The 26,193-nt window shown below is 73.0% G+C and carries 19 protein-coding genes; all 19 read right to left on the bottom strand.

What is annotated here, in order from left to right:
- Nucleotides 1–71: 71 nt before the first annotated feature.
- The 19 genes from cobT to argB all read right to left on the bottom strand — a co-directional run bounded on the left by cobT (nt 72) and on the right by argB (nt 26,162).
- Entirely contained in the window at nt 72–5,135 is a 5,064-nt protein-coding gene (gene cobT, locus ACFXMF_RS01945) for a nicotinate-nucleotide--dimethylbenzimidazole phosphoribosyltransferase (RefSeq protein ID WP_380020488.1), read from the bottom strand.
- Nucleotides 5,132–6,235 carry an Rv2231c family pyridoxal phosphate-dependent protein CobC gene (gene cobC / locus ACFXMF_RS01940; protein WP_360306249.1) on the bottom strand — a complete coding sequence of 368 codons (1,104 nt, stop codon included), beginning with the start codon at nt 6,233–6,235 and terminating at the stop codon, nt 5,132–5,134. The genes cobT and cobC overlap by 4 nt, the downstream gene beginning before the upstream one ends.
- A 226-nt stretch (nt 6,236–6,461) precedes the next feature.
- Nucleotides 6,462–6,989: a cobalamin biosynthesis protein gene (locus tag ACFXMF_RS01935; RefSeq protein ID WP_379989028.1), complete on the bottom strand. Its 528-nt coding sequence runs from the start codon at nt 6,987–6,989 to the stop codon at nt 6,462–6,464.
- On the bottom strand, nt 6,986–8,200 hold the full coding sequence (gene cbiE / locus ACFXMF_RS01930; RefSeq protein ID WP_360306253.1) for a precorrin-6y C5,15-methyltransferase (decarboxylating) subunit CbiE: 1,215 nt from the start codon (nt 8,198–8,200) through the stop codon (nt 6,986–6,988). Before cbiE ends, ACFXMF_RS01935 begins: the two co-directional genes overlap by 4 nt.
- Before the next feature lie 121 nt (nt 8,201–8,321).
- Nucleotides 8,322–9,770, bottom strand: coding sequence for a cobyrinate a,c-diamide synthase (locus ACFXMF_RS01925; protein ID WP_379989029.1), 1,449 nt, complete (start codon nt 9,768–9,770; stop codon nt 8,322–8,324).
- Nucleotides 9,767–10,381 (bottom strand): cob(I)yrinic acid a,c-diamide adenosyltransferase, encoded by a 615-nt coding sequence (gene cobO, locus ACFXMF_RS01920; protein ID WP_360306257.1) that lies wholly within the window; start codon nt 10,379–10,381, stop codon nt 9,767–9,769. The genes ACFXMF_RS01925 and cobO overlap by 4 nt, the downstream gene beginning before the upstream one ends.
- A gap of 87 nt (nt 10,382–10,468) precedes the next feature.
- On the bottom strand, nt 10,469–12,541 hold the full coding sequence (locus ACFXMF_RS01915; RefSeq protein ID WP_379989030.1) for a putative cobaltochelatase: 2,073 nt from the start codon (nt 12,539–12,541) through the stop codon (nt 10,469–10,471).
- A gap of 424 nt (nt 12,542–12,965) precedes the next feature.
- Nucleotides 12,966–13,787, bottom strand: coding sequence for a MetQ/NlpA family ABC transporter substrate-binding protein (locus ACFXMF_RS01910; protein WP_360306261.1), 822 nt, complete (start codon nt 13,785–13,787; stop codon nt 12,966–12,968).
- Between the two features lie 52 nt (nt 13,788–13,839).
- Nucleotides 13,840–14,496, bottom strand: coding sequence for a methionine ABC transporter permease (locus ACFXMF_RS01905; RefSeq protein ID WP_360306263.1), 657 nt, complete (start codon nt 14,494–14,496; stop codon nt 13,840–13,842).
- 2 nt (nt 14,497–14,498) lie between these two features.
- Nucleotides 14,499–15,560, bottom strand: coding sequence for an ATP-binding cassette domain-containing protein (locus ACFXMF_RS01900; RefSeq protein ID WP_360306265.1), 1,062 nt, complete (start codon nt 15,558–15,560; stop codon nt 14,499–14,501).
- Between the two features lie 391 nt (nt 15,561–15,951).
- Nucleotides 15,952–16,428, bottom strand: coding sequence for a GNAT family N-acetyltransferase (locus ACFXMF_RS01895; protein WP_360306267.1), 477 nt, complete (start codon nt 16,426–16,428; stop codon nt 15,952–15,954).
- Between the two features lie 261 nt (nt 16,429–16,689).
- Nucleotides 16,690–17,520 carry an SDR family NAD(P)-dependent oxidoreductase gene (locus ACFXMF_RS01890; protein ID WP_360306269.1) on the bottom strand — a complete coding sequence of 277 codons (831 nt, stop codon included), beginning with the start codon at nt 17,518–17,520 and terminating at the stop codon, nt 16,690–16,692.
- Nucleotides 17,517–19,178, bottom strand: coding sequence for a wax ester/triacylglycerol synthase family O-acyltransferase (locus ACFXMF_RS01885; RefSeq protein ID WP_379989031.1), 1,662 nt, complete (start codon nt 19,176–19,178; stop codon nt 17,517–17,519). The genes ACFXMF_RS01890 and ACFXMF_RS01885 overlap by 4 nt, the downstream gene beginning before the upstream one ends.
- Nucleotides 19,175–20,413, bottom strand: coding sequence for a hypothetical protein (locus ACFXMF_RS01880; RefSeq protein ID WP_360306273.1), 1,239 nt, complete (start codon nt 20,411–20,413; stop codon nt 19,175–19,177). The genes ACFXMF_RS01885 and ACFXMF_RS01880 overlap by 4 nt, the downstream gene beginning before the upstream one ends.
- Before the next feature lie 255 nt (nt 20,414–20,668).
- Nucleotides 20,669–22,087: an argininosuccinate lyase gene (gene argH, locus ACFXMF_RS01875; protein ID WP_360306275.1), complete on the bottom strand. Its 1,419-nt coding sequence runs from the start codon at nt 22,085–22,087 to the stop codon at nt 20,669–20,671.
- On the bottom strand, nt 22,084–23,283 hold the full coding sequence (locus tag ACFXMF_RS01870; RefSeq protein WP_360306277.1) for an argininosuccinate synthase: 1,200 nt from the start codon (nt 23,281–23,283) through the stop codon (nt 22,084–22,086). The genes argH and ACFXMF_RS01870 overlap by 4 nt, the downstream gene beginning before the upstream one ends.
- 123 nt (nt 23,284–23,406) lie before the next feature.
- The gene (locus ACFXMF_RS01865; RefSeq protein ID WP_360306279.1) at nt 23,407–23,955 is read right to left on the bottom strand and encodes an arginine repressor; all 549 of its coding nucleotides are present in this window, start codon (nt 23,953–23,955) and stop codon (nt 23,407–23,409) included.
- A 45-nt stretch (nt 23,956–24,000) separates the two neighbouring features.
- Complete coding sequence (locus ACFXMF_RS01860; RefSeq protein ID WP_379989033.1) at nt 24,001–25,209, bottom strand: acetylornithine transaminase; 1,209 nt, start codon at nt 25,207–25,209, stop codon at nt 24,001–24,003.
- Nucleotides 25,206–26,162: an acetylglutamate kinase gene (gene argB / locus ACFXMF_RS01855; RefSeq protein ID WP_379989034.1), complete on the bottom strand. Its 957-nt coding sequence runs from the start codon at nt 26,160–26,162 to the stop codon at nt 25,206–25,208. Before argB ends, ACFXMF_RS01860 begins: the two co-directional genes overlap by 4 nt.
- Nucleotides 26,163–26,193 lie beyond the last annotated feature (31 nt).

Genomic DNA, 26,193 nt, shown 5'->3' with positions numbered 1-26,193 from the left:
CGCGGAAAGGGCACCTCTGCCACTCCATCGTGGCGGAGGTGCCCTTCGGCTGCTGCGGGCGGGGGTGGAAATCAGTCGGTTTTGCCGCTGACTCCCGCCGCGTCGAACGTGGCCACATCGTGCAGTACGCGGACCGCACTCTGCACCAGGGGCAGGGCGAGCACCGCGCCGGTGCCCTCGCCGAGCCGCATCTCCAACTCGACCAGCGGACGCAGCGACAACTTCGCCAGGGCCGCCGCGTGGCCGGGTTCGGCCGACCGGTGACCCGCGACGCACGCCTGGATCGACTCCGGCGCGATGGCCTGCGCGACCAGGGCCGCCGCACCGGCGATCACCCCGTCGAGCACGACCGGTACGCGCAGCGCCGCCGCGCCGATGATGTAGCCGGCGAGCGCCGCGTGCTCCAGACCGCCGATCGCGGCCAGTACGCCGATCGGGTCACCGGGATCGGGTTCGTGCCGCGCCAGCGCCGCCTTGACCACCTCGATCTTGCGCCGGTGCGTGGCATCGTCGATGCCCGTCCCGCGACCGGTGATCTCGGCCGGCTCCATCCCGGTGAACACCGAGATCAGCGCGGCGGACGCGGTGGTGTTCGCGATCCCCATGTCGCCGGTGAGCAGACCCCGGTTGCCGGCGGTGACCAGGTCCCGGGCGGTCTCGATGCCGACCTCGATGGCCGCGATCGCCTCCTCGCGGGTCATCGCGGGGCCCTGGGTCATGTCCGCGGTGCCCGGCCGGATCCGGCGCGGCAGCAGTCCGGTCGCGTTCGGCAGCTCGGTCGCGACGCCGACGTCGACGACGCACACCTCGACACCGATCTGCTTGGCGAACGCGTTGACCACCGCGCCGCCGGCGAGGAAGTTGCCCACCATCTGGGCGGTGACCTCCTGCGGCCACGGCGACACGCCCTGCGCGTGCACCCCGTGGTCGGCGGCGAACACCGCGACCGCGGCGGGCTCCGGGATCGGCGGCGGGAAGGTCCGGGCCAGCCCGGACAACTGCGCGCCGATCGTCTCCAGGATGCCCAGCGAGCCGGGCGGCTTGGTCATGTTGCGCTGGTGCTCCCACGCCGCGCCCAACGCCTTGGCGTCGAGCGGACGCACCGATTGCAACGTCTCGTCGAGCAGGCTGACCGGCTCCTCGCCGGGCAGACCGCGGCGACCGTAGGTCTCCTCGTGCACCACCCAGGACAGCGGTCGGGCCTTGGCCCAGCCCGAGGTGGCCAGCTCCGGCTCGTCGGGGAACGCGTCCACGTAGCCCACGCACAGGTAGGCGACCACGTCGATGTGTTCGGGCAGACCCAGTGCCGTGGCCAGCTCGCGCTCGTCGAAGAAGCTCACCCAGCCGACCCCGAGACCCTCGGCCCGGGCGGCCAGCCACAGGTTCTCCACCGCGAGCGCGCTGGAGTAGGGGCCCATCTGCGGTTGGGTGTGCCGGCCCAGCGTGTGCCGGCCGCCGCGGGTGGAGTCCACGGTGACCACGATGTTGACCGGGGTCTCCAGGATCGCCTCGACCTTGATCTCCAGGAACTGCTTGGCCCGGGCCTTGGGCAGCGAGGTGGCGTACGCCTCGCGCTGCCGCTGGGCCAGTTCCTGGACGGTGACCCTGGTTTCCTCGGAGCGGATCACCACGAAGTCCCACGGCTGCGAGTAGCCGACGCTGGGCGCCGCGTGCGCGGCCTCCAACACCCGGACCAGGACGTCGTCCGGCACCGGGTCGGGCCGGAAGCCGGCTCGGACGTCCCGGCGCTCGCGCATCACCCGATGCACCGCCTCGCGCGCCGCGTCGTCGTAACCGGGAGCGGCGGGGCCGCGCTCGATCTCGGGCTCGGGCTCCGCCTCCGCCTCCGGCGTCGCGTCGTCCCCGGGGGTGGGCGTGGACTCGGCCGCGGGCGCTTCGGGTGCCTCGGGCGCCGGTTCCTCGGCCGACGGCGCGGGGTCGGCGGGCGCCGGCGGCTCGGCGGCCACCGGCTCGGAGGCGGGCAGCAGCACGGTGACCGCGGTCGCCGAGACGGGCTCGCCCTCGGGCTCGGCGGGCGCGGGCACCCGGGGTGCGACCGCGTCGGCCTGCCCGCCCTGGGCCCGGTCCGCCGCCAGGGTGCCGACCGGCTCGGCCGGCGGCGGCGGAATCCTGGGGATCTCGCCGCTTCCGCCGGCGACCGCGGGCTGCGGCTGCGGCTCGGACTCGGCGCCGGTGGTGCTCTGGGGGCCGTGCATGGCAGTGCTTTCTTCGGATGTACGGGGATCCGCCGGGCCGACCTCGACCGGCCCGGTGGGCGGCGCGGCCGGGGCGGCGGCTGCCGGGACGGACTCGGCAGCCGTCGCGGGGTGCTCGGCGGTCGGTGCGGTGGGGATCTCCTCGGCGAGGAGTTCCGCCGCGATGGACTGCGTGGTGGGTCCGGCCGGGACCGCGACGGCGGGCGCCGGGTTGCCGGGCCGGGCCGGGGCGACCTCGGCCGACGCGTCGCCGGCCGGCGCGACAGGTGTCGCCTCGACGGACGCGTCGCCCGCTTCGACCGCGGCCGGCACGGCCTCGGCGACCGACTCGGGGCCGGAACCGCTCGGGGCCGGCTGCTCGGCGGGCGCCGGGACCGGGACGGCCTCGGCGACGGGTCGTGCGTCGGCCACCTCCTCGGCGGGCGGCGCGGGCGGCGCGGGCGGCGCGGCCTGCTCGACGGGCGCGGCCGTCGCCGGTGGCCCGGTCGGCGTGACCGGCGCACCTTGAGCAGCCGACCCGGCCTGCTCCACGGGCCCGGGCGCGACGGGCACCACCGGCGGCACCGGCTGGGCCGCGGGTGCGGACTGCGCCACCGGAGTCGGCTGCGCGGCCGACTCGGCCTGCACCGCCGCCTCGGCCGGCACCACCGGCGTGGCCTGCCCGACCGGCGCGGCCGGTTGCGCCGGAGCGGCCTGCGCGAGCGGTACGGCCGCCTCGGTGGTCGGCACGGTCGGGGCCGGCGCGGCCGGCTCCGCCGCCTCGGTGGGCGCACTCGGCGCCACCGGAGCCACACCCTGCTCCGGAACCGCCGCTTCGCCCGCCCCGCCGTCGGCGGGCGCCACGGCCGCGACGGCCTCCGGCGCGACCGCGACGGACTCGGCCTGCGGCTCGGTCGCCGGCGCGGCCGGTGGCGCAGCGGCCACGACCGACGGCGCGGCGTTCGCATCATGGGATGGCTGATCGGCCGCAACGGGCTCCGCCGGTACGGGCGGTGCGACCGGCGCACGCTGCGCCGGCACCTCCGCCACCGTCGGACCCGCGGTCGCCACCGGCGCTTGCGGTGCCGCGACCGCAGCGGCGACGGGCGCGACCGGCTCGGCCGCCGGCTCGGCGACCGCGGCCTCCTCGGCGACCTGCACGGCCACCGGCTCGGGCGGTGGTACCGGCCCGAGCTGCGTTCCGACCGGAATCGCCTCGTGCTCACCCGAATCGGCCGACTCCGAGCCGGTCTCGGGCTTGCGTCGCCGCCCGCCCGTGCCTTCCGGCACGGCGGACCCGGCCGGCGGCGCCTGCTCGGCCGGCACCGCGGGCGCGACGCCCGGCTGCTCCGCGACGGCCGGCGGCGCGGATTCGACGACGGCCTCGGCCACCGCCGGAGCGGCCTCGACCGGCGCCGGCGCGACCGTCGGTTCGGCTTCGGGCACGGCCGCGACCGCCGGCACCGCCGGATCGACCCCGCCCGCCTCGATCACGGCCGGCGGCGGCACGGAAGCGGCCGCTTCCGGGCTGTCGATCGGGCCCGCGACGGGCGCGGCGGGCGGTCCGGTCAGCGCGTCGACGACCGCGTCCGGCGCGGCCTGCACGAACCTGGGATGCGCGGACTGCGGCGGCACACCCGGCAACGGCTGCGGTATGGCCGGCGCGGTGACCCCCTGCGCGTGCTCGACCACCGGCGGAGCCGGCGGCGCGGGCTGCTCGGCGACCGGCGGAGCCGGCGGCGCGGGCTGCTCGGCGACCGGCGCGGCGGGCGCGACCGCCTCGACCGGTGCGGCTGCCGCGACCGGCACCGACTCGACCGGCTGCGGCGCGGCCGGCGGCGGTACCACCGGCACCGCCTGCATCGGCGTGGGCTGCGCCGGAATACCGGTGTTCACCGCGTCCCCCACGGGATGTGCCCCGCTGTGCGGCCCGGCCTGCTGCGGCACCGGGCCGCGGCCGACCCGGCGCTGCCGACGCGGCGGCAGGGTGGTGCGCTGCGGCACCGCGGCGGCGACCGGGAACGGCGGGGTGTCCGCCGGATTCCCACCGGCCGGGGCACTCGGCTGCGCGGGTGCCGGCGGCTGCGGTGCCGGCGACTGCTCGGTCTGCTGCGGCTGGTCCACGGTCTGCGCCACGCGCACACGTTGGCGCAGCCGACCGCCGGTGATCCCGGGCTGCTCGACGAACGCGCCGGCCGCCGGGTCGGGCACGGCACCCGACGGCGCCTCGGGCCCGGCCGCGGGTGCGGCCGGTGGCACGTCCGTGCCGTACTCGGCGCCCGGCTGCCCGACGATCGTCGGCACGAACCGCGGCGCGGCGGGCGGCGGTACGACGGGCACCGCCTGCGGGGGCGGCGCGGCGGGAGCGGGCACGGCCTGGGCCGGCACGCCTTGCCCGGGCACGCCTTGCCCGGGCACACCCTGCACGGGCACACCCTGGGCCGGCGCCGGATACGGCTCGGCCACGCCCTGCGGTGCGCCGTACTCCCCGGGGCCGAACCCCTGGACCGGCTGCGGGACTTCCTGATGCGGCGTCATCGGGCCGGGCGGATACGGGATCTGACCGGCCGTCATCGGCGCGGCATAGGTCTCCGGCGATTCCGGCTCGTCGATGATCATCGCGGCGAACATGCCGGACTGCGGGCCGGGTACGGCGTCGTACGCCTGCTCGATCGGCGACACCGGTACCTGTCCCGAGGCGTCGTCGCCGGCCGCGGCCATGCGATCGGCCAGGGACATCCCCGGTGCGGCCGGCATCGGCACGTTCGGGTCGGCCCAGCCGGCCTGTGGCCCCGGCATCAACAGCGAGTCCTCGTCGTCCAGATCGTCGTACGGGTATGGACCGGCCGGTTCCCCCACCGGACCGGTGCCGGCGGCGTGCCTGGCGGGGGCAGGGCCCACGCCCTCCCCAGCAGGTCGGCGCTCGTCGGCTTCGCTCATGTAACTACTCCTTCCAGGGCAGCCGCGAAGGCCAGCGTCGTGGCACGATCCCGCACCGCGATCCGAAGCCAATCCGGGCCGAGGCCCGGAAAAGTGTCGGCCCGCCGAACCGCGTAGCCTCGCTCCCTCAGCTGCTCGCGGATCTCTGGGCCCCCCTCGATCCGCGCGAGCACGAACGAGGAACGGGGAACGACCGGTAGCCGAATCCCCGAAACCGTGCGCAGCCTCTCCACGAGGTACGAACGGTCAGCCGCGAGCGTAACGGCCAACGCCTCCGCCTGCGCGAGCGCCTCCGGCGTGCAGCACGCCTCGGCGGCGATCAACGCCGGTGTCGACACCGACCACAACGGCTGAGCGTCCGTGAGGATGCGCACCAGATCCGGGGAAGCCAGGACGTAACCGATTCGAAGTCCGGCCAACGCCCAGGTTTTCGTGAGACTTCGCACAACCACGAGCCCGGGCAGATCGCGTCGCTCGGCCACGCTTTCGGGCTCGCCCGGAATGGTGTCGGCGAACGCCTCGTCGACCACCAGGATTCGGCCGGGGCGCGCGAGTGCGGCGATCGTGGCCGCCGGGTGCAGCACCGAGGTGGGATTGGTCGGGTTGCCCAGGACGACCAGGTCGGCCTCGTCGGGAATCCGGGCCGGGTCGAGGGCGAAGCCGTCGTGCTCGTCCAGCAGCACCCGATGCACGGTGTGCCCGGCGGCCCGCAACGCGGCCTCGGGCTCGGTGAACTGCGGGTGCACGACCACCGCGTGCCGAGGGGTCAGGGTGCGGGCGAGCAACACGAACGCCTCGGCGGCGCCCGCCGTGGGCAACACCTCGGCGACCGGGCGCCGATGTCGCGCCGCGATGGCCGCCCGGGCCCGACCGGTGTCGGGGTAGGCGGCCAGGTCGGCCAGGCTCGCGGTGAGGCGGCGCACGAGCCACGGCGGCGGGGCCGCGAGCCGGACGTTGACCGCCAGGTCCACCAGTCCCGGCCCGATCTCCGCGTCGCCGTGGTGGCGCAGATCCACGTCCGGTGCGACGTCCGCGCCCGGTGCGCCGTCCCGTTCGTCGGGATTGGGCCCGTCGAGTTCCGTCATCGCGTCACTGCCCATGTCCGTGGTTCCGTACCCCTGCCCGGTGCCCCTGCCCCGCCCGTGTCGTTCGTGTCCATGATGGTGGTGATGGTGCCCGGTCCGACGGCCGGGGTCCCGGCGTTGACCGTGAGCCGGCACTTCCCGATCGGTTCGCGGTACGAAATCGACTGCCACATCGCCGAATCCGCCCATTCCGGTACCGATCACGGCGTTTGTTGTTCCGCTTCCCGGCTCGCCGTCACGTTCACCCGCCGGCGACCGGCCGCCGGCGGGCCACCGCGACCGTACAGCGCGGACGCGCACCCACGCCGCGCGTCTTGGCCACCAGCAACTCGCCCAACGGCAGGCCCGGTACCGGCCCCAGCAGCGCGGCGGCCTCGGCCACGCCCGGCGTGCCGACCGCCGCCCGCACCCGCTCGCTCGGATGCGGCACCGGCACCGCGGCGAGTTCCTGTGCCGCCCGCGCGAACAACGGCAGTCCGAGCAGCGCCGCTCCCCCGACCAGACCCGGCTCGTCGACCCGGGCCGTCACGGTCACCAGCGCCCACACCGCCGAACGCGCCAGACCGGCCCGCGCGAGCACGGCGCACACGCTGGCGCACACCTCCCTGGCGTCCACCCCACGCGCCGCCCCGACCCCCACCACCAGATCCGGCACCATCGACGCCGCGTCGACCGTGGCCGAATCCAGCCCCCGCGCGGCGCCCGACACCTCGACTCCCGCCGCCCGGGCGGCAGTCGCCCGCCCGCCCGACACCCGATCCGCCGTCAAGTCCGGTCCCCCCACACCACGAACACCGGATGCGCCGGTTCCAGTCGCTGGGCGCCACCGGAGACCGGCGCCAGCCGCGAAGCCTGCAACAGACAGCCCTCCACGGTGTAACCCGCACGCTCCAGCACCGCGCGCGACTCGGCCACCCGATCCACCTCGGACATCGCGGCCACGATCCGCTCCGGCCGACGCGCCGCACACGCGGCCACCGTCGAGGGCCCGCCGCCCCCGACGAACACCACGTCCGGCAACGGCAATCGGGACAACACCTCGGGGGCCTTCCCGTGCACCACCCGCACCTCGACCCCGAACCGGCCGGCGTTCTCGGCGATCAGGTCGCACCCGAACGCCTCCTGCTCGACCGCCACCACCGCCGCGCCGTGCCGCGCGCACTCGATGCCCACCGACCCGCTGCCCGCCCCTATGTCCCAGACCAGGTCGCCCAGCCGCGGCCCGAGTCGGGCCACCGCCAGCGCGCGCACCTCGGCCCGGGTGATCGCGCCCGCCCGATGCGCGTACACGTCCTCCGCCACCGCCCAGCCGCGCACCGACCCCGGAAAGCCGGGGCGTTCGCCCGCCAGCCAACCCGCCGTCGCGCCCGCCCGCAGGGCCGGCCCGATCACGATCACCACGTCCACATCGGACCACTCGTGCTCGATCGCGTGCTCGGCGGAGACCATGGAGATCTCCTCCCGATCGGTGCCCAGGCGCTCGCACACCACGAAGGTGCGCGGCACATCCGGGAGCAGCGCGGCGAGTTCGGCCGGACCCGCGCCCGGACCGGTGAGCACCGCGACCTTGCCGAACGCCCGACACACGTTCGCCGCGCGCCGCACGTCCCGCCCCAGGGCGTTGACCACCCGCGCGTCGTCCCACGGCATCGAGGCCCGCGCGAACGCCAGCGCCACCGAGGACACCGCCGGCACGATCTCCAGTTCCAGGCCGTACTCGGCCCGGCGCAACAACCGCACGATCCCGAAGAACCCGGGGTCGCCGACGGCCAACACCACCGCGACGCCGCGATGCGCGCCGATGCGTTGCGCGGCCACGTGCACGTTGCCCAGCACCATCCGCTCGGCGCCCTCGGGCACCGCGACGGCGGCCAACAGCCGTTCCGGGCCCGCCACCAGGGTCGCCGTCCGCAACGCCTGCACCGCCGCGGCCGACAGCGGCGCGCCGTCGTACCCGATCACGATCACCCGATCAGCCATGGCCATCCCCCTCGCCGCGCCGAATCCCGGGGGAGGTTCGGCGCGTGGTCACGCGGCGGCGCCCCCGAAGGGGAGCCCGTACCCGTCACGACGTCGACTCCCCCGTCCGAGGTTGCGGCGATCACCGCCCGAGCGTGCGCTCCCGCGCGCGGTCGGTAATCGGCCACGCCCGCGCGTCCGCACCCGGATCCGCGCCACCCGCGCCCGCCGGGTCCGCCGCGAGCGCGCACGACCGGGCGAACCGCCGGGCCAGATCGGGCGCGCCGGCCCAGTGCGCGTGCAGATACGACGCGTGCACCGATCCGGCGATGTGCCCTTCCAGACCCGAGTCGCCCAGACTCCACGCCGCCCGGCGCCCGGCCCGCGGCGTCAACGTCGTGCGGTGAAACTCGTGTCCGCGCACCACCCGACCGGTCGGGGCGAGCACCGAGTCGTGCGCGGCCGTCGCCTCCCGATAGCCCAGGGTCAGCCGCTCGGTCATCCGCGCGTCCGCGTCCAGCACACCGCACATCGGCGCACCGTCCAACGTCCGGGCCAGGTACAGCAGACCCGCGCACTCGGCCGCGATCGGGCCGCCGCGCGCGGCCAACGCCAGCACGTCCGCGCGCAGCGCCGAATTGGCGGACAACTCGGCCGCGTACACCTCCGGAAAGCCGCCGCCCAGCACCAGGCCCGCCGTGCCCGCCGGCAGCCGTTCGTCCCGCAGCGGGTCCACGGTGACCACCTCGGCCCCGGCCGCGCCGAGCAGTTCGGCGGTCTCCGCATAGGCGAAGGTGAACGCCGAACCGCCCGCGAGCGCGATGGTGGGCCGCCCCGGAATCGGGCCGGCCACCTCGCGCACCGGGTCCCACGGCGCGTCCGGCAGCGGACCCGCACCCGCCGCGATCCGCCGCACCCGGGCCAGGTCCACGCTGCGCGCGATCAGTTCGCCGAGCGCGTCCACCGTGCGCACGGCGTCCGCGTGCCGTTCGGCGACCGGGACCAGGCCCAGGTGCCGGGCCGGTTTGGCGATCGCTTCGTGCCGGCGCAGCACACCCAGCACCGGCATGCCGATCTCGTCCAGTGCCTCGCGCAACATGCTCTCGTGCCGGTCCGAGCCGACCCGGTTCAGGATCACCCCGGCCACGCCCACGTCCGGATCGAACGCGTCGAATCCGCGCACCAACGCGGCCACCGAGCGGCTCTGCGCCCGCGCGTCCACGACCAGGACCACCGGCGCCGCGAGCAGCCGCGCGACGTGCGCGGTGGAGGCGTATCCACCGCGCCCGGCCGCACCGTCGAACATGCCCATCACGCCCTCGACCACGGCCAGATCCGCGCCGCGCGCGCCGTGCGCGAACAGCGGCGCGATCCGCTCCTCGCCGACCAGGAACGGATCCAGGTTGCGCCCGGGCCTGCCGGCCGCGAGCGCGTGATAGCCGGGATCGATGTAATCCGGCCCCACCTTGTGCGGCGACACGACGTCGCCGCGTCGGGTGAAGGCCGCGATCAGCCCGGTGGCGACGGTGGTCTTGCCGTGCCCGGAGGCCGGCGCGGCGATCACCACGCGCGGCAGCGCCGAAGCACTCACCACTCGATGCCTCGCTGGCCCTTTTGCCCCGCGTCCATCGGGTGCTTGATCTTGGTCATCTCGGTGACCAGATCGGCCGCCTCGATCAGGCGCGGGTCCGCGTCGCGGCCGGTGATCACCACGTGCTGGCTGCCGGGCCGATCGCGCAACACCGCGACCACCTCGTCCACGTCCACCCAGCCCCACTTCATCGGATAGGTGAACTCGTCGAGCACGTACACCCGATGGGTCTCGGCGGCCAGGTCGCGCTTGATCTGCTCCCAGCCCTGGCGGGCCGCCTCGGCGTGATCGTCCTGGGTGCCCTCGCGCTGGATCCAGGACCAGCCCTCGCCCATCTTGTGCCAGGTGACCGGGCCGCCCTCGCCGGTCTCGGTGTGCAGCCGCCCGAGCGTGCGCAACACGTTCTCCTCGCCGACCTTCCACTTCGCCGACTTCACGAACTGGAACACCCCGATCGGCCAGCCCTGATTCCAGCCGCGCAGGGCCAGCCCGAACGCCGCGGTGGACTTGCCCTTGCCGGGCCCGGTGTGCACGACGACCAGGGCCCGATTGCGACGCTGACGCGTGGTCAGCCCGTCGGCGGGCACGTGCGTGGGAACGCCCTGCGGCATGATGATCTCCCTTGTTATGTGGAACGTCGGCCCTGACCGGGCACGTTGACGAAAACACGAGCGTGACACCGACCGGCGGGCCGGGCGTCAGGCCACCGAACGCACATCCCGCACCAGCCCCGCCAGACCGTCCGCCGCCAGTTCCTGCAACGTGACCACCGGAGCGCCCAGATCCCCGGCCAGCCGCGCCGCCAACCCGAGCCGAACCGGCCCGCTCTCGCAGTCCACCACCAACGACGCGACCCCCGTCGCGGCCAGCAGCCGAGCCGCCCGCCGGCTCTCGCCCAGCGCGTCCCGGCCGCCCGTCGCCCGCCCGTCGGTGACCACCACCACCAGCGCCCGGCGCAGCGGATCGCGCAGCCGCTCCACCCGCAACGTCTCGTGGGCACGCAGCAGTCCGGCCCCCACCGGGGTACGCCCGCCGGTGGGCAGCGCGGCCAGCCGGGCCGCGCCGATCTCGACCGAGGAGGTCGGCGGCAGGACCAGCGCGGCGTCCGCGCCGCGGAAGGTGACCAGGCCGACCTTGTCCCGCCGCTGGTAGGCGTCCAGGAGCAGCGACAACACCGCGCCCTTGACCGCGCTCATGCGCTTGCGCGCCGCCATCGACCCGGACGCGTCCACCACGAACAACACCAGGTTGCCCTCGCGGCCCTCCCGGACCGCCTCGCGCAGATCCGCGCGCCGCAACACCAGCCCCGCGCCGGTGCGGCCGCGCGCCTTCTGGTGCAGCGCCGCCGCCCGCACGGTGGCCGCGACGTGCAGTCGGGTCACCCGGCCGGCCGCGACCTGGGCCCCGGTGGTGCGCCCGCTCGCGGTCCGTGCGCGCGAGCGGCGCCCGGCCGCTCCCTGGCCCACCCCGGGCACCGAGAACAGCCGGGTGCGGTACGGCTCGGCCGCGGCGACGGCGGCCTGCTCGCGTCCCGTGCCGGAGGGGGCGGGCGCACCCTCGACGGACGCGTCCTCGGTACCGGGCGTCGAACCGGGCGCCGCCTCGGTCGACTTCGGCGCCTGTGTCGCGTTCCCCGACCCGTCGGAGCCGTTCGACCCGTCCGGGCCGTCGGCGTCCGACGGCGGCGACCCGCCACCGTCCGGCCCACCGTCGTCCGGCCCGTCCCCCTCCGGTTCCGGCTCGGGTTCCGGCTCCGGCTCGTCCGGGTCGCGCAGCGCCTCGTCGAGCAGTTCCTCGTCCAACCCCGGGGCGTCGAAGGGGTTGCGCCGCCGCCGGTGCGGCAACGCGAGCAGCGCCGCCCGGCGCACGTCCTGCGCCGTCACCTCGGTCCGCCCGTGCCAGGCGGCCAGCGCGATCGAGGTGCGCGCCGTGACCAGGTCCGCACGCATCCCGTCCACCTCGAACGACGCGCACACCCGCGCGATCCGCTCCAACTCGGCGTCCGGAAGCACCACATGGGCCAGCGCCGTGCGGGCACGCAGGATGCGCTCGGCCAACTCGGCGTCCTCGCCCGCCCAGCGCGCCGCGAACGCGTCGGGGTCGGCCTCGTACGCCAACCGTCGGCGCACCACCTCGGCCCGCTCGCGCGGCTCCCGGCTGGCCGCGACCTCCACGGTCAGCCCGAACCGGTCGAGCAACTGCGGTCGCAGCTCGCCCTCTTCCGGGTTCATCGTGCCCACGAGCAGGAACCGCGCGGCGTGCCGCACCGACACCCCCTCGCGTTCGACGTGCGAGGTGCCCATCGCGGCCGCGTCCAGGAGCAGGTCCACCAGGTGGTCGTGCAGCAGGTTGACCTCGTCGACGTACAGCACGCCCCGGTGGGCCGCGGCCAACAGGCCGGGCTCGTACGCCTTGACGCCCTCGGTCAGGGCGCGCTCGATGTCCAGCGAGCCGGCCAGTCGGTCCTCGCTGGCGCCGACCGGCAGTTCGACCAGGCGCGCGGCGCGGGCGCTCCCGCCGCTCGCCGCGTCGTGCGGGCCGTCCGGGCAGTGCGGGTCCGGGGCGTCCGGATCACAGGAGAAGCGGCAACCGGGCACCACCGCGACCTCGGGCAGTTGGCCGGCGAGGGCCCGCACCATGGTCGACTTGGCGGTGCCCTTCTCGCCGCGCACGAGCACGCCACCGACCGCGGGCGAGACCGCGTTGAGGACGAGCGCCAGCCGCAGATCGGCCAGGCCCACGATCGCGGAGAACGGGTACGCGGCGCTCACCGGCGGGCTCCCGCGCCGGATATGCCGTCAGTTGTCACAAAGCACGCAGGCATGCGCCGTCGGCCTCCCTCGGGTGTCCACGCCCTGGTCGGTTGCGGAACCCGCGAACCGGGCCCCGGACAGCGGCAAGTCTCTGGCTCACGCCCGCCCGACGGCGCGCGTTCACAGTGGCGGGACCGCTCCGGGTTGCCGCACCGCGCCGCCTCTCTCGGACGTACCGGTGTCGAGGTGTGCCCGAACCCTCGTGGAGCACGCACATACCTCGACACCGGGCCCGAAGGTGCTCCGCGCGATACGCCGGATTCCTTCCCTGCTGTCGGCGACAGCCTCTCATACGCCCGAAAACGCGCCGCGGCCCCCGCCCGAGGACGGGGGCCGCGGTGGCCGCGAGTGTGCTCGGGAGACGTCCCGGGCGCGGGTCGGATCAGAACGCCGGGAGCACGTTGCCCTTGTACTCGTCGGCGATGTACTTCTTCACCTCGGGCGAGTTCAGCAGCTTGGCCAGCTTCTGCACGCGCGGGTCGTTCTCCTTGCCCTTCTTGACCACCAGGACGTTCGCGTAGGGGTTGTTCTCCGCCTTCTCCACCGCGATGCCGTCCTTGCCCGGGGTCAGCTTGGCGGTCAGCGCGTAGTTGCCGTTGATCACCGCGCCGTCCACGTCGTCCAGCGCGCGGGGCAGTTGGGCCGCCTCGATCGCCTTGAACTTGAGCTTCTTCGGGTTGTCCGCAATGTCCTTCTCGGTCGCCGTGGTGCCCGCGCCGTCCTTGAGCTTGATCACACCGTTGTCGGCGAGCAGCTTGAGCGCGCGACCACCGTTGGTGGCGTCGTTGGGGAACGCGATGGTCGCGCCCTCCTTGAGGTCGGCGAGCGACTTGACGTTCTTGGAGTAGAGGGCCAGCGGCTCCAGGTGCACCGGCACGACCGGGACCAGGGTGGTCTTCTTCTCCTTGTTGAACTCCTCCAGATACGGCTTGTGCTGGAAGAAGTTGGCGTCGACGTTGCCCTCGTCCAGGGCCGGGTTCTGCTGGGTGTAGTCGGCGAATTCCTTGACGTCCAGCTTCAGGCCCTCCTTCGCCGCGAGGTTGTCCTTGATGTACTTCAGGATCTGCGCGTGCGGGACGGCGGAGGCGGCGACCTTGAGCGGGTCGGAGGCGGACGAGCCCTTCTTGTCGTCGCTGCCGCAGGCGGCGAGACCGAGTCCGAGGGCGGCGACGGCGGAGAGGGCGACGAACTTGTCGATACGCACGAAGAGTGCCTTTCCGGGTGGTGCGGTGTACGCGGGCGGAATGCCTCGCGTCCTAACGGTGGGCGAGCCTGCGGGAGAGCAGATCGCCGAGGAATTGCACGAGTTGAACCAGGACGACGAGCACCGCGATGGTGACGAGCATCAGGTTCGTCTCGAAGCGTTGGTAGCCGTAGCGGATGGCCAGGTCGCCGAGGCCGCCGCCGCCGACCACGCCCGCCATCGCGGAGTAGCCGACGATCGCGACGATGGTCACCGTGATCGCGGAGATGATCGAGGGCACCGCCTCGCGCACGAGCACCTTGCGCACGATGGTGATCGTGCTCGCGCCCATCGACTGCGCGGCCTCGATCAGTCCCCGGTCCACCTCGCGCACCGCGGTCTCCACCAGCCGCGCGAAGAACGGGATGGCGCCCACGGTGAGCGGCACGATGGCGGCGTCGGTGCCGATCGTGGTGCCGGTCACCCAGCGGGTGAACGGGATCAGCGCGACCAGCAGGATCAGGAACGGGACCGAACGGCCCACGTTGACCACCAGGCCGAGCAACTTGTTCGCCGGCGCGAACGCGAGCGGACCGCCCCGGTCGGTGAGCACGAGCAGGAGCCCGATCGGCAATCCGATCAGCACGGTGATCAGCGTCGCGACGCCGACCATGTACAACGTCTCCTGGGTCGCGGTCTCCAGCAGCGGCCGCATCTCGGACCAGGTCATCTTCAGATCTCCTTGCCCGCGAGCGCCACGCCGTCGGCGGCGGCGACGTCGGCGTCCGACTCGATGGGGGTGGCCGGGCCCTCGTCGAGCACGTCGACCTGCAGGCCCTGCTCGCGCAGGTAGCCGATCGGCACCACGTTGTTCTCGAACGTGCCGTCCAGCGAGATCCGCATCCGGCCGATCTGCCGGCCACCGACGCTCTCCACGGCCGCGCCCAGCACGTTGACGTCCACGTTGTAGGTGCGCGCGAGGGTGGAGATGAACGGCTGCGCCGTCTCCTCGCCGCGGAAGGTGATGTCCACCACGGTGCGGCCCGCCGGCACGCCGGGCGGGCCCAGCGGGAACATCTCCCGGGCCAGCCGCGAGTCGGAACGGCCCAGCAGTTCAGCCACCGTCCCGGACTCGATGATCCGGCCGCCCTCCATCAGGGCCGCCGAGTCGCAGATGTTCTTGACCACGTCCATCTCGTGGGTGATCAGCAGGATGGTCAGGCCGAGCCGGTCGCGCAGGTCGCGCAGCAGCGCCAGGATCGAGCGGGTGGTCTCCGGGTCGAGCGCCGAGGTGGCCTCGTCGGACAACAACACCCGCGGCTCGGCGGCCAGCGCACGGGCGATGCCCACCCGCTGCTTCTGCCCGCCGGACAGTTGCGCGGGGTACGCCTTGGCGTGCTCGGCCAGCCCGACCAGATCGAGCAGTTCGCCGACCCGGCGGGCCCGGTCCCGGCGCGGGATGCCGGCGATCTCCAGCGGCACCGCGACGTTCCCGGCGACGGTACGACTGGAGAGCAGGTTGAAGTGCTGGAAGATCATCCCGATGCCGCGCCGTTCGGCGCGCAGCGCGCTCGCGGACAGCGCGGTCAGGTCGCGCCCGCCCACCTCGACCACGCCCGACGTGGGGCGCTCAAGCAGGTTCAGGCAGCGGATCAGGGTGCTCTTGCCGGCGCCGCTGCGGCCGAGCACGCCGAAGATCTCGCCTTCCCGCACCTGCAGGTCGACGTGGTCGAGCGCGGTCACCTGCCGTTCTCGGCTGCGATAGACCTTGCTCAGGGCAGTGGTACGGATCACCGTGAAGTCCTCGGGTGGATGCGCGTGCCGAATCGGGCCCGATCAGGGGCCGCGCGATTTCGTCACACAGGGGGGCGTGGCGGGGATGACACCGGGGGCGCGAAGCGCTCGGCCCGGGTGAGGGATCAGGCCCTCAAATCCTCAACAGCCACACATTCGACAGGTCCGACACGAACGGCACATGCGACGACAACCCATGGCGTCAGCCGCGGTGTCGGATGTGTGAGCCGTCGTGAACATGATCCGATTAAAGCAGACACCCACCCGGCAATGGAAATGTCATCCCGCCGGGCTGCCTGCGACCGGAACCGGCGAAGCCCCGGCGGCCATGGATTCCAAGGTCACCGGGGCTTCGGGGCCGCCGCGCGTCGCTTCGCGCGGCGCGGGTCGATCAGGCCGCGAGCACGGCCGTCTTGCGCAGGTAGACCAGGCTCAGCCGGGGGCTGATCTTCTCGATCCGGCCGGAGACGTAGCCGAGGCGCTCGTACAGGCGCAGGTTGTTCTCGCTGCGGTGACCGGTGAACAACTCGTACTCGGCCGCGTCGGCGAGCTTCTCCTCGATCGCGCGCAGCAGGCGGGTCCCGAGCATGTGCCGCTGCAGCCGGGGGTGCACGACCAGTTTGCCGATCCGGGCCACGCCGTCCTCGACGGTGCCGCGCACCGAGCCGACGACCTCGTCGCCCAGGCGTGCCACCAGGATGGTGTGCGTGTCGAACTCGGTGCGCAGGCTCTCCAGGCTCTGCGTCAGCGGCTCGATGCCGTAGTCGTTGTACAGGGCTGCTTCGCCCTGGTAACAGAGGTACTGAAGCTTGAGGATCTGCTCGGCGTCGGATACGTCCGCCGTGCCGATGCCTACGTTCTGCCCCATCGGATTGCTCCCCTGATCGCCCTGATCACCGTGCGGATGTGTGTGCCGCAGCGTCCTGTCACAGTGCCTTCGCAAAGGGGGAGGGTTGTCCCCTTTCGAACGCTCGCTTGAGCACTCGCTCGAACACTGCATTCGTCACTGTTCCACACGGCTTTTCCCGGTCTTCTACCCGGCCCTCACCTACGCGCAATCCGCCGTTCAGGCAACCGCTTCGGCCAACTGCCCTCGATCGAGTGATCGGCGGGTCGCTCGGTCGATCCGCTACAGGCCGGTGACCCGACGCACGACGCCCTCCTTGAGCGCCCGCACGGTCGAGAACGGCTCGGTGACCCGGTGCACCAGCAGGGTCAGGTGCGCGTCGGCGCCCACCACGTATCGCGATCTGGGCGACTTGACGGTGGCCGCCTCGACGATCGTGGCGGCCACCGTCTCCGGCTCGCTCCACAGCGGCTTCATGATCGAAAAGCCCAGGTCCATCCGCTGGAAGGCGGTCGCGAACGCCCCGCCGCGGTGCCGCTCGACGGCCTCGGCCATCTCGTCGGTGACACCGCTGCGGAAGCCGCCGGGCGAGACCACCACGACGTCGACCCCGGCGCCCGCCACCTCCACCCGCAGCGCGTCGGAGACCGCCTCCATCGCGTGCTTCCCGGCCTGATACCAGCCCAGCAGCGGGTAGTTGATCTGTCCGGCGAGCGAGGAGATCTGGATCACCCGGCCCCAGCCGCGCCCGCGCATGTGCGGAATGGCCAGTCGGGCCAGCCGCATCGGGCCGAACAGCGCGGTCTCCATCTGGTGTCGGGCGTCCTCCTCGGACACGTCCAGCACCGGCGCGAAGGAGGTGCCGCCCGCGTTGTTCACCAGGATGTCGGGGCGCACCTCCTCGATCACGTCCTTGCCGCCCGCCGCGTCGGTGATGTCCAAAAGCACGGTGCGCACCTCGACGCCGGCCGCGGCCGCCGCCTCGGCGACCGCCTCCGCCTTCGCCGCCGTGCGCACCGTGCCCACCGTGCGCACGCCCGCCGCGGCGAACGCGAGCACGGTGGCCAGCCCCAGGCCCGAGTTGGCCCCGGTGACCAGTGCCGTTCTGCTCACGCGCGACCCGCCTCGACGCCGGCGGCACGCGATCTCGGCTGCCCGCGGCGCGCGCCGGCGCCTTGGACCGGCTTGGCCGCGGCGCTCATGCTCGCGCCCTTGCCGGCCCGTGTGGGCGAGCCCGCATCCGACGCCCCGGCCACCCGGCCGCGCCGCGGCGGGAGCACCTTGACCACGGCCGGCTCGACTTCGCCTTCGGCTTCGGTCTCGGGCTCGGGCTCGGGCTCGGGCTCGACCGGGAGATCGTGCGCGTGCCGTGCCGGCGCGATCTCGTCGGCCGCCTTCAGCAGCAGGTTGAGCTGCTCGACGATGCTGTCGGCCAGCGCGAACGGGTCCGGCAGCGCCTCCTTGTCCGCGAGCACGCCGATGTCGATCCGGTCGTGGTAACTCATGCCACCGATGAACAATCCGAAGCCGTCGGCGATGATTCCCATCGAATGAAATGCCTCCACCTTCTGCCCGTGGGCATACAGGGGCGTGCGCGGACCGGGCACGTTCGACACGGTGACGTTGCACAACGCGGGCAGCACGGACGCCAGTCGCGCGTCCCGGTACAGACCGCCCAGCAGGCCCAGCAGGGCCGGCGGCGGGGTCTCGGCCAGGCCGGTGAGCAACTCGCTGCCCATCGCGCTCTGTACGGCCTTGGCCGCGTCGGAGTTCTCGTGGATGCACAGCAGCCGCTCGGCGGGCTCCGCGACATCGGTGGCCAACCCCACGAGCATGCCGGTGATCAGGTTGCCGCCCGCCCGTTCGCCACCGTGCGTGGCGTCCACGGGCACCGTGGCGATCAGCTCCCGCTCGGGCAACTCGCCCAGCCCGTCGAGCTGTTCGCGTAGCGCTCCGGCCACGATCGCGAGCACGACATCGTTGACCTTGACCCCGAAGACGTTCTTGACCAGCTTGACGTCGGGCAACGACACGGTGCAGAACCCGTACGAACGCCGTTTGCCGATCGGCTCGTTGTACCGGGTCCTGGGCACGTTCAGCGGCAACGCCTGTGCCAGCCGCCCGGTCAGCGCGGCCTGCACGACACCCTGCCCCAGCCGCCCGAGTTGCCGACCCACCCGGACCGGGGTGCCGGCCAGCGAGAGCGCGCCCTCGCGCACCGCCTGCCAACCCTGCGGCGGTTCGATCACCTCGATCGGCGTGCCCACCGGAACCGGGTCCACGTCGACCGGCGCGTGCGGATCCGCGTCGAAGAAGATCTCCTGCATGGCCGCGCCGGAACGGCCGTCGATGCACGCGTGATGCACCTTCCACAGATGCGCCACCCGCCCGTGCTCCAGGCCCTCGATGATCCACCACTCCCACAACGGTCGATCCCGCGGCAGCCGGTGTCGGTAGATCTCCTCGGCCATGGCGGTGAGTTCACGCCGGCCGCCCGGGGCCTCCAGGGTGGCCCGGCGCAGGTGGTTCGCCGGCTCGAAGTCGGGGTCCTCGACCCAGTGCGGTCGGGCCAGCCCCCACGGGCCCTGAACCAGTTTGCGTCCCAGCAGCGGCAGCCGGGGCAGCCGCGCGGCCAACGTGCGTTCGAAGGCCGCGTGGTCGACCCGGCCCCCGGTGTCGGAGGCGTCGACGATGGTCAGGCAGACCACGTGCGCCGGCCACTCCTGCGACTCCAGGGCCAGAAAAGCCGAATCCAGACCGGAGAGCTTCACCAGGTATTCCTCCTCCCGATGCCCGACGAGGTCAGGGCATCCTCGATGAAGCGGCGCGCCTCCCGGTTCCACACGGCTCCCAGGTGCGAGCCGCGGTACCAGCAGACGGATGGTTCCTCCCAGTGCTTCCAGAGCCGATACGCCTGCTGCGGGGTGGCCATGCGATCGGCCAGGCCGGCGTAGACGAAGCGGCGCTCCAACGGCACCCGAGGGGTGATCGCCAGCGGCGAGACCACCCGGTGGACCGTCTCGGCCTCGTCGCCGAGCAGGCCCGCCGCGCGCACCTCGCGCCTGATGTCCTCGGGCGCGTGATGCGACATCACCCACGCCATGTCGACCGAGGGGACGCCGACGATCACGCAGTCGAGTTCCTCCAGGCCCGCGACCAGGGCGGCGACGTACGCGCCGAGCGAGAGGCCGTGTACCGCGATCGGGGTGTCCCCCTGCCGGCGGATCCAGTCCAGGCAGCGGCGCACGTCCCACACGGCCTGGCCCAGGCCGTGCACGTTGCCGAGGTAGTCGAACGAGATGAACGGCGTGTCCTGGGCCCGCGCGGACTTGCGCGGCCCGTGCATCGGCAACACCGGGTGGATCACGTTGACGCCCAGTTCGCGGTGCAACCGCAGCGAGTGGAACGCGGTCAGGTCGCCCGGACGCCCCATGCCGAAGCCGTGCAGGTTCACCAGCCACGGCCGCGGCTTGCCGGGGTGGCGCAGCACATACGCCCACACCCGCTGGTTCGCGCCCGCCGCCTGCCACCGGGTGGCGCCCGGCACGCCCGCCCAGGGCACGTATTCGCTGTCGAAGGCAAGCTGTTCGTACCCGATCGTGCCGTAGAGCCTGCCCCGCACCACCGGATCGATCAGCGCCGGCGGCCGGGGATGGAACAGGGTCGGGTCGTCCAGATAGGTCTCGGCGCGGAACTTGTGCACCGCGTCGGTAATTTCCTCGCGGATGCGCCGGGCGTCGTCGGGATCCGGCGAGAGCCGACCGGTCGCCAGCAGCGCGACCACGACCTCGTCCAGGAAGGCCGCGTAGACCAGCCCCGGCGTGGGAAACACGGTCGGCATGTCCGGATAGTGGCGGCGTTCGGCCCGCAGCGAGCGCACATACGAGCGCACGCCGAATCCCACGGATTGCGGCACGCTGCGCAGCAGCCCGCCGATCGGCAGCTCCGAGAGCATGGAAGCGGACTTCGCAGCCTCGAAACGTATGCGGCGCAGGTGATCGAGCACGCCGATCCCTCCCCTCGATCAGGGCCGACCCTAGTACGCGACGCACGGAGCGAACACGGTCAATCGCGTTTGGTAACAGCGATTTCACATATGGGACTGGAACCTCGACTTCCGCTCACATCCGCGCAACAGGCGCGAAACCGACTGCAATTCGTCCCCGGGCACGACCGCCGATTCCCGACATGCCGATGGGCCCGCTTCCTCCCCCCGGAGAATGCGGGCCCATCGTCTCAGCTCGAACGCGGCGCCGTGGTGTTACACGCCGGCCCACTTGCGCTGGGCGGCCAAGTCCAGCCGAATCTCCGCGAGTTGCTCGGCGACCCGGACCGGGGCGGTGCCACCGCGCCCGTCCCGCGAGGCCACCGAACCGGCCACGGTCAGCACCGAGCGCACCTGCGGGGTCAACTCCGGCGAAATCTCCGCGAGTTGCTCATCCGTCAGGTCCCACAGTTCGAGCCCACGCGGCTCGCAGTACTTCACACAGGCGCCCGCCACGTCGTGCGCGACCCGGAACGGCGTGCCTTGACGAACCAGCCACTCGGCGATGTCGGTGGCGAGCGAGAACCCGGCCGGAGCCAACTCCGCCAGCCGCTCCCGGTGGAAGGTCAGCGTGGCGATCATCCCGGTGAACGCCGGGAGCAGGACCTCGAGCGTGTCGCACGAGTCGAAGACCGGCTCCTTGTCCTCCTGGAGGTCGCGGTTGTAGGCCAGCGGCAACGCCTTGAGCGTGGCCATCAGCCCGGTCAGGTTGCCGATCAGCCGCCCGGACTTGCCGCGCGCGAGCTCGGCGATGTCCGGGTTCTTCTTCTGCGGCATGATCGAGGACCCGGTGGAGAAGGCGTCGTCCAGGGTCACGAAGGAGAACTCCTTCGTGTTCCAGATGATGATCTCCTCGGCCAGCCGGGACAGGTTCACCCCGAGCATCGCGGTGACGAACGCGAACTCGGCCGCGAAGTCGCGCGAGGCGGTGCCGTCGATCGAGTTCGCCGCGGACGCGGAGAAACCCAGGTCGCGGGCCACCGATTCGGGGCTGAGGCCGAGCGAGGAACCCGCGAGCGCACCCGAGCCGTACGCGGACACGTCCGCGCGCCGGTCCCAGTCGCGCAGCCGGTCGGCGTCGCGAGCGAACGCCTGCACGTGCGCGAGCAGGTGGTGCGCGAGCAACACCGGCTGGGCGTGCTGGAGGTGGGTGCGGCCCGGCATGACGGCGTCCGGGTGCGCGGCGGCCTGTTCGACCAGCGCCTCCTGGAGGTCGGCCAGCAACCGGCCCAGGATCCGGGCGTGCTCACGCAGGTACATCCGGCCCAGGGTGGCGATCTGGTCGTTGCGCGAGCGGCCCGCGCGCAACTTGCCGCCCAGGTCCGGGCCCAGGATTTCGAGCAGGCCGCGCTCCAGCGCGGTGTGCACGTCCTCGTCCGCGATGGTGGCGACCAGGTCACCGGACTCGACCTTGGCTTCCAGCGTGTCCAGGCCGGCGAGCATCCGGGTCAGCTCGTCGTCGGTGAGCAACTCGGCCGCGTGCAGCACCCGGGCGTGCGCGCGCGAGCCGGCGATGTCGTACGGCGCGAGCCGCCAGTCGAAGTGCACGCTGGCGGAGAGCAGGGCGAGGGCTTCGGAGGGGCCGCCGGAGAAACGGCCACCCCACAGGCTCACCCGATCGGGGTTGTTGGTCACGAGTGATCGTTGTCCCGTCGTGCGGCGATCTTGCTGGACAGGCCGAACAGTTCGATGAAGCCCTTGGCCTGCGACTGGTCGAACGTGTCGCCGGTGTCGTAGGTGGCCAGGTCGAAGTCGTAGAGCGACTGGTCGCTGCGCCGACCGGTGACCACGGCCCGCCCACCGTGCAGGGTCATCCGGATGTCGCCGGACACGTGCCGGTTGGCCTCGGCGATGAAGCCGTCCAGGGCCCGCTTGAGCGGGGAGAACCACAGGCCGTCGTAGACCAGCTCGGCCCAGCGCTGCTCGACGGTCCGCTTGTAGCGGGCCAGTTCGCGCTCGACGGTGACGTTCTCCAGCTCCTGGTGCGCGGTGATCAGCGCGATCGCGCCCGGCGCCTCGTAGACCTCGCGGCTCTTGATGCCCACGAGCCGGTCCTCGACCATGTCGATCCGGCCGATGCCCTGGAAGCCGGCCCGCCGGTTCAGCTCCTCGATCGCCTGGAGCATGCCGACCGCGCGACCGTCGATGGCGACCGGCACGCCGTGCTCGAAGGTGATCACGACCTCGTCCGCCTCGCGCGGGGTGGCCGGGTTCTGGGTGTACTCGTACACGTCCTCGATCGGCGCGTTCCAGATGTCCTCCAGGAAGCCGGTCTCCACGGCCCGCCCGAAGACGTTCTGGTCGATCGAGTACGGCGACTTCTTGCTGGTGGCGATCGGCAGGTTCTTCGCCTCGGCGAAGGCGATCGCCTTGTCCCGGGTCATCGCGTAGTCGCGGACGGGGGCGATGCACGTGAGGTCGGGCGCCAGCGAGGAGATGCCGACCTCGAACCGGACCTGGTCGTTGCCCTTGCCGGTGCAGCCGTGCGCGACCGTGCCGGCGCCGTGCTTGCGCGCGGCGGCGACCAGGTGCTTGACGATCACCGGGCGCGAGAGCGAGGACACCAGCGGGTAGCGGTCCATGTACAGGGCGTTGGCCCGGATCGCCGGCAGGCAGTAGCCCTCGGCGAACTCGTCGCGGGCGTCCGCGACCTCGGCCTCGACCGCGCCACAGGCCAGCGCCCGCTTGCGGATGATGTCCAGATCCTCGCCGTTCTGGCCGACGTCGACGGCCACCGCGATGACCTCGGCGCCGGTCTCCTCGGCAATCCACTGGATACACACGGAGGTGTCGAGACCTCCGGAGTAGGCGAGTACGACGCGCTCGGTCACGAGCGTGCTCCTTCGAATGAGTGGTCGGGCAGATGTGCTGCGGTGTTTCGCCGGAGCCGAGCGCTCGAGCGGGGTGCGGAAGTACGGGAGTGCACAGGTACGGGTGGGCCGGGTTTGGGCCGGCTACGCCTTGTTCTCGGCGAGCGCCAGCAGGTGGGCGGCCAGCGCCGCGCCTCCCTCGGGGTCGCGCGAGACCATCAGGATGGTGTCGTCGCCGGCGATGGTGCCCAGGATCAGCCGGGACTCGGCGTGATCCATCGCCGAGGCCAGGAACTGGGCCGCCCCGGGAGGGGTGCGCACCACCACGAGGTTGCCCGACGCCTCGGCCGACACCAGCAGTTCGCCGGCCAGCCGGGACAACCGTCCCTCGACCGCGGACTCCTCGAGCGGCGCGCGGGGGGTGCGGTCGCCGCCTTCCGCCGGTACGGCGTAGATGAGCGAGCCCTCGCCGTCGCGGATCTTGACCGCGCCGAGCTCGTCCAGGTCCCGGGAGAGCGTGGCCTGGGTGACGGCCAGGCCGTCCTCGGCGAGCAGTCGGGCGAGTTGGTTCTGCGACCGGACCCCGTTCCGGGTCAGGATGTCGACGATCCGCCGGTGTCGGGCGATCCGGGTGCTGGGCACCGCGTACACGCCCTCGACCGGGGTCGCTTCACTGCTCTGCTCGCTGCTCATGGGACGACCTCGCCTAGCGTCGGACTCGTCGTCGTCGGATGTCGGTCACGGTGTTCCTCCGGCGGGTGCGGCGGCGAGGCCGGCGTCCAGGATGGCGGGCAGGGCTCCGAGCAGCGCGTCCACGTCCGCGTCGTCGACGACGAGCGGCGGGGCGAGCCTGACCCGGGTGGGCACGGCGGCGTTGACGAGGAAGCCCGCGTCCTGCGCCGCCTTTTGCACGACCGGCGCCACCGGTGCGGTGAGCACGATACCGATCAACAGGCCGGCTCCGCTGACCCGGGCGACCAGCGGATGGGCGATCTTTTCGATCCCCGCCCGAACTTGCTCGCCCAGGCGCGCCGAACGCCCGCACAGGTCCTGGTCCTCGATGGTGTCCAGCACCGCGAGCGCCGCGGCGCAGCACACCGGATTGCCGCCGAACGTGGTGCCGTGTTGGCCGGGCCGAAACAGCTCCGCCGCCGCGCCGAACGCCACACAGGCGCCGATCGGCAGGCCGCCGCCCAGGCCCTTGGCCAGGGTGACCACATCCGGCTCGATGCCCAGCGGCTGGTGCGCGAACCAGGCGCCGGTGCGGGCTATGCCGGTCTGGATCTCGTCCAGGATCAGCAACGCGCCGTGCGCGGCGGTGATCTCCCGGGCCGCGACCAGGTAGCCCTCACCGGGCATGACCACGCCGTTCTCGCCCTGGATGGGCTCCAGGATCACCGCGGCCGTCTGCGGACCGACCGCGGCGCGCAGCGCCTCGATGTCGCCGTAGGGCACGAAGTCGACACCGCCGGGCAGCGGGGCGAACGGCTCGCGCTTGGCCGGCTGGCCGGTCATCGCCAGCGCGCCCATGGTGCGGCCGTGGAAGCCGCCCTCGGCCGCGATGATCTGCGGCCGGCCGGTGCGCCGGGCGAGCTTGAACGCGGCCTCGTTGGCCTCGGCGCCCGAGTTGCCGAAGTAGACCCGGCCGGGGCGGCCGAACAGGCCGAGCAGCCGTTCGGCGAGCGCGACCGGCGGCTCGGCGATGTAGAGGTTGGACACGTGGCCCAGCCGGCCGAGCTGCTCGCTCACCGCGGCGGCGATCGCCGGGTGGGCGTGGCCGAGCGAGTTGACCGCGATGCCGCCGAGGAAGTCGACGTAGGTGTTGCCCTCGCTGTCCACGACCCGCGCCCCAAAGCCGCTGACCAGCTCGATCGGGGGTGTGCCGTAGTTGTTCATCAGCGACTCGTTCCACCGCCGCGTCAGTGCGCCGGTCCCGGTGGTCGTCATGCCGTCCCCTCCGCCTGGTGGTCGTCCTGTCCGGCGAAGGCGCCGGCCTGCCGGGCCGGGACCACCATGGTCCCGATCCCCTCGTCGGTGAACACTTCCAGCAACAGCGAGTGCGCGACCCGCCCGTCCAGGACGTGCGCGGCGGGCACCCCGGCCCGCACCGCCCGCAGGCATGCCTCCATCTTGGGGAGCATGCCGCTGGACAACGTCGGCATCAGCGTCGCCAACTCGTCGGCGTCCAGGCGCGATATCACCTCGTCGCTGGTGGGCCAGTTCGCGTACAGGCCCTCGACGTCGGTGAGCACGACCAGTTTCTCCGCGCCCAGCGCGACCGCCAGCGCGGAGGCCGCGGTGTCCGCGTTGACGTTGTAGACGTGCCCGTCGGCGCCGCGGGCGATCGAGGAGATCACCGGGATGCGGTTGTCCTGCAGCAGCGCCTTGATCGCGCCGGGGTCGACCTCGACGATGTCGCCGACCAGGCCGATGTCGACCGCTTCGCCGTCCACGATCGCGTGCCGCTTCTCGGCGGTCATCGTGTGCGCGTCCTCGCCGGTCATGCCGACCGCGAACGGGCCGTGGTCGTTGATCAGGCCGACTATCTCGCGCTGTACCTGGCCCGCGAGCACCATGCGCACCACGTCCATCGCCTCGGGCGTGGTCACCCGCAGGCCGCCCGCGAACGAGGACTCGATGCCGAGTCGGTCCAACTGCGCGCTGATCTGCGGGCCGCCGCCGTGCACGATCACCGGGCGCAGCCCGGCGAAGCGCAGGAACACCAGGTCCTGCGCGAAGGCGCGCTTGAGGGCGTCGTCGATCATGGCGTTGCCGCCGAACTTGATCACCACGGTCTTGCCGTAGAAGCGCTCCAACCACGGCAGCGCCTCGATCAGCGTGCGCGCCTTGGTCAGTGCCGCGTTGTTGCGCCCCTGTTTGCCGGCCGATTCCGTCCGCATCCCGCTCCCCCTCGTCTGGCTGCCCGTACCG

Origin of the sequence: Embleya sp. NPDC059213, from assembly GCF_042754445.1 — a bacterium.
Taxonomy (GTDB): domain Bacteria; phylum Actinomycetota; class Actinomycetes; order Streptomycetales; family Streptomycetaceae; genus Embleya.
Note: the sequence above shows the minus strand (reverse complement) of the source record. Positions and strands in the feature narration are given on the sequence as shown.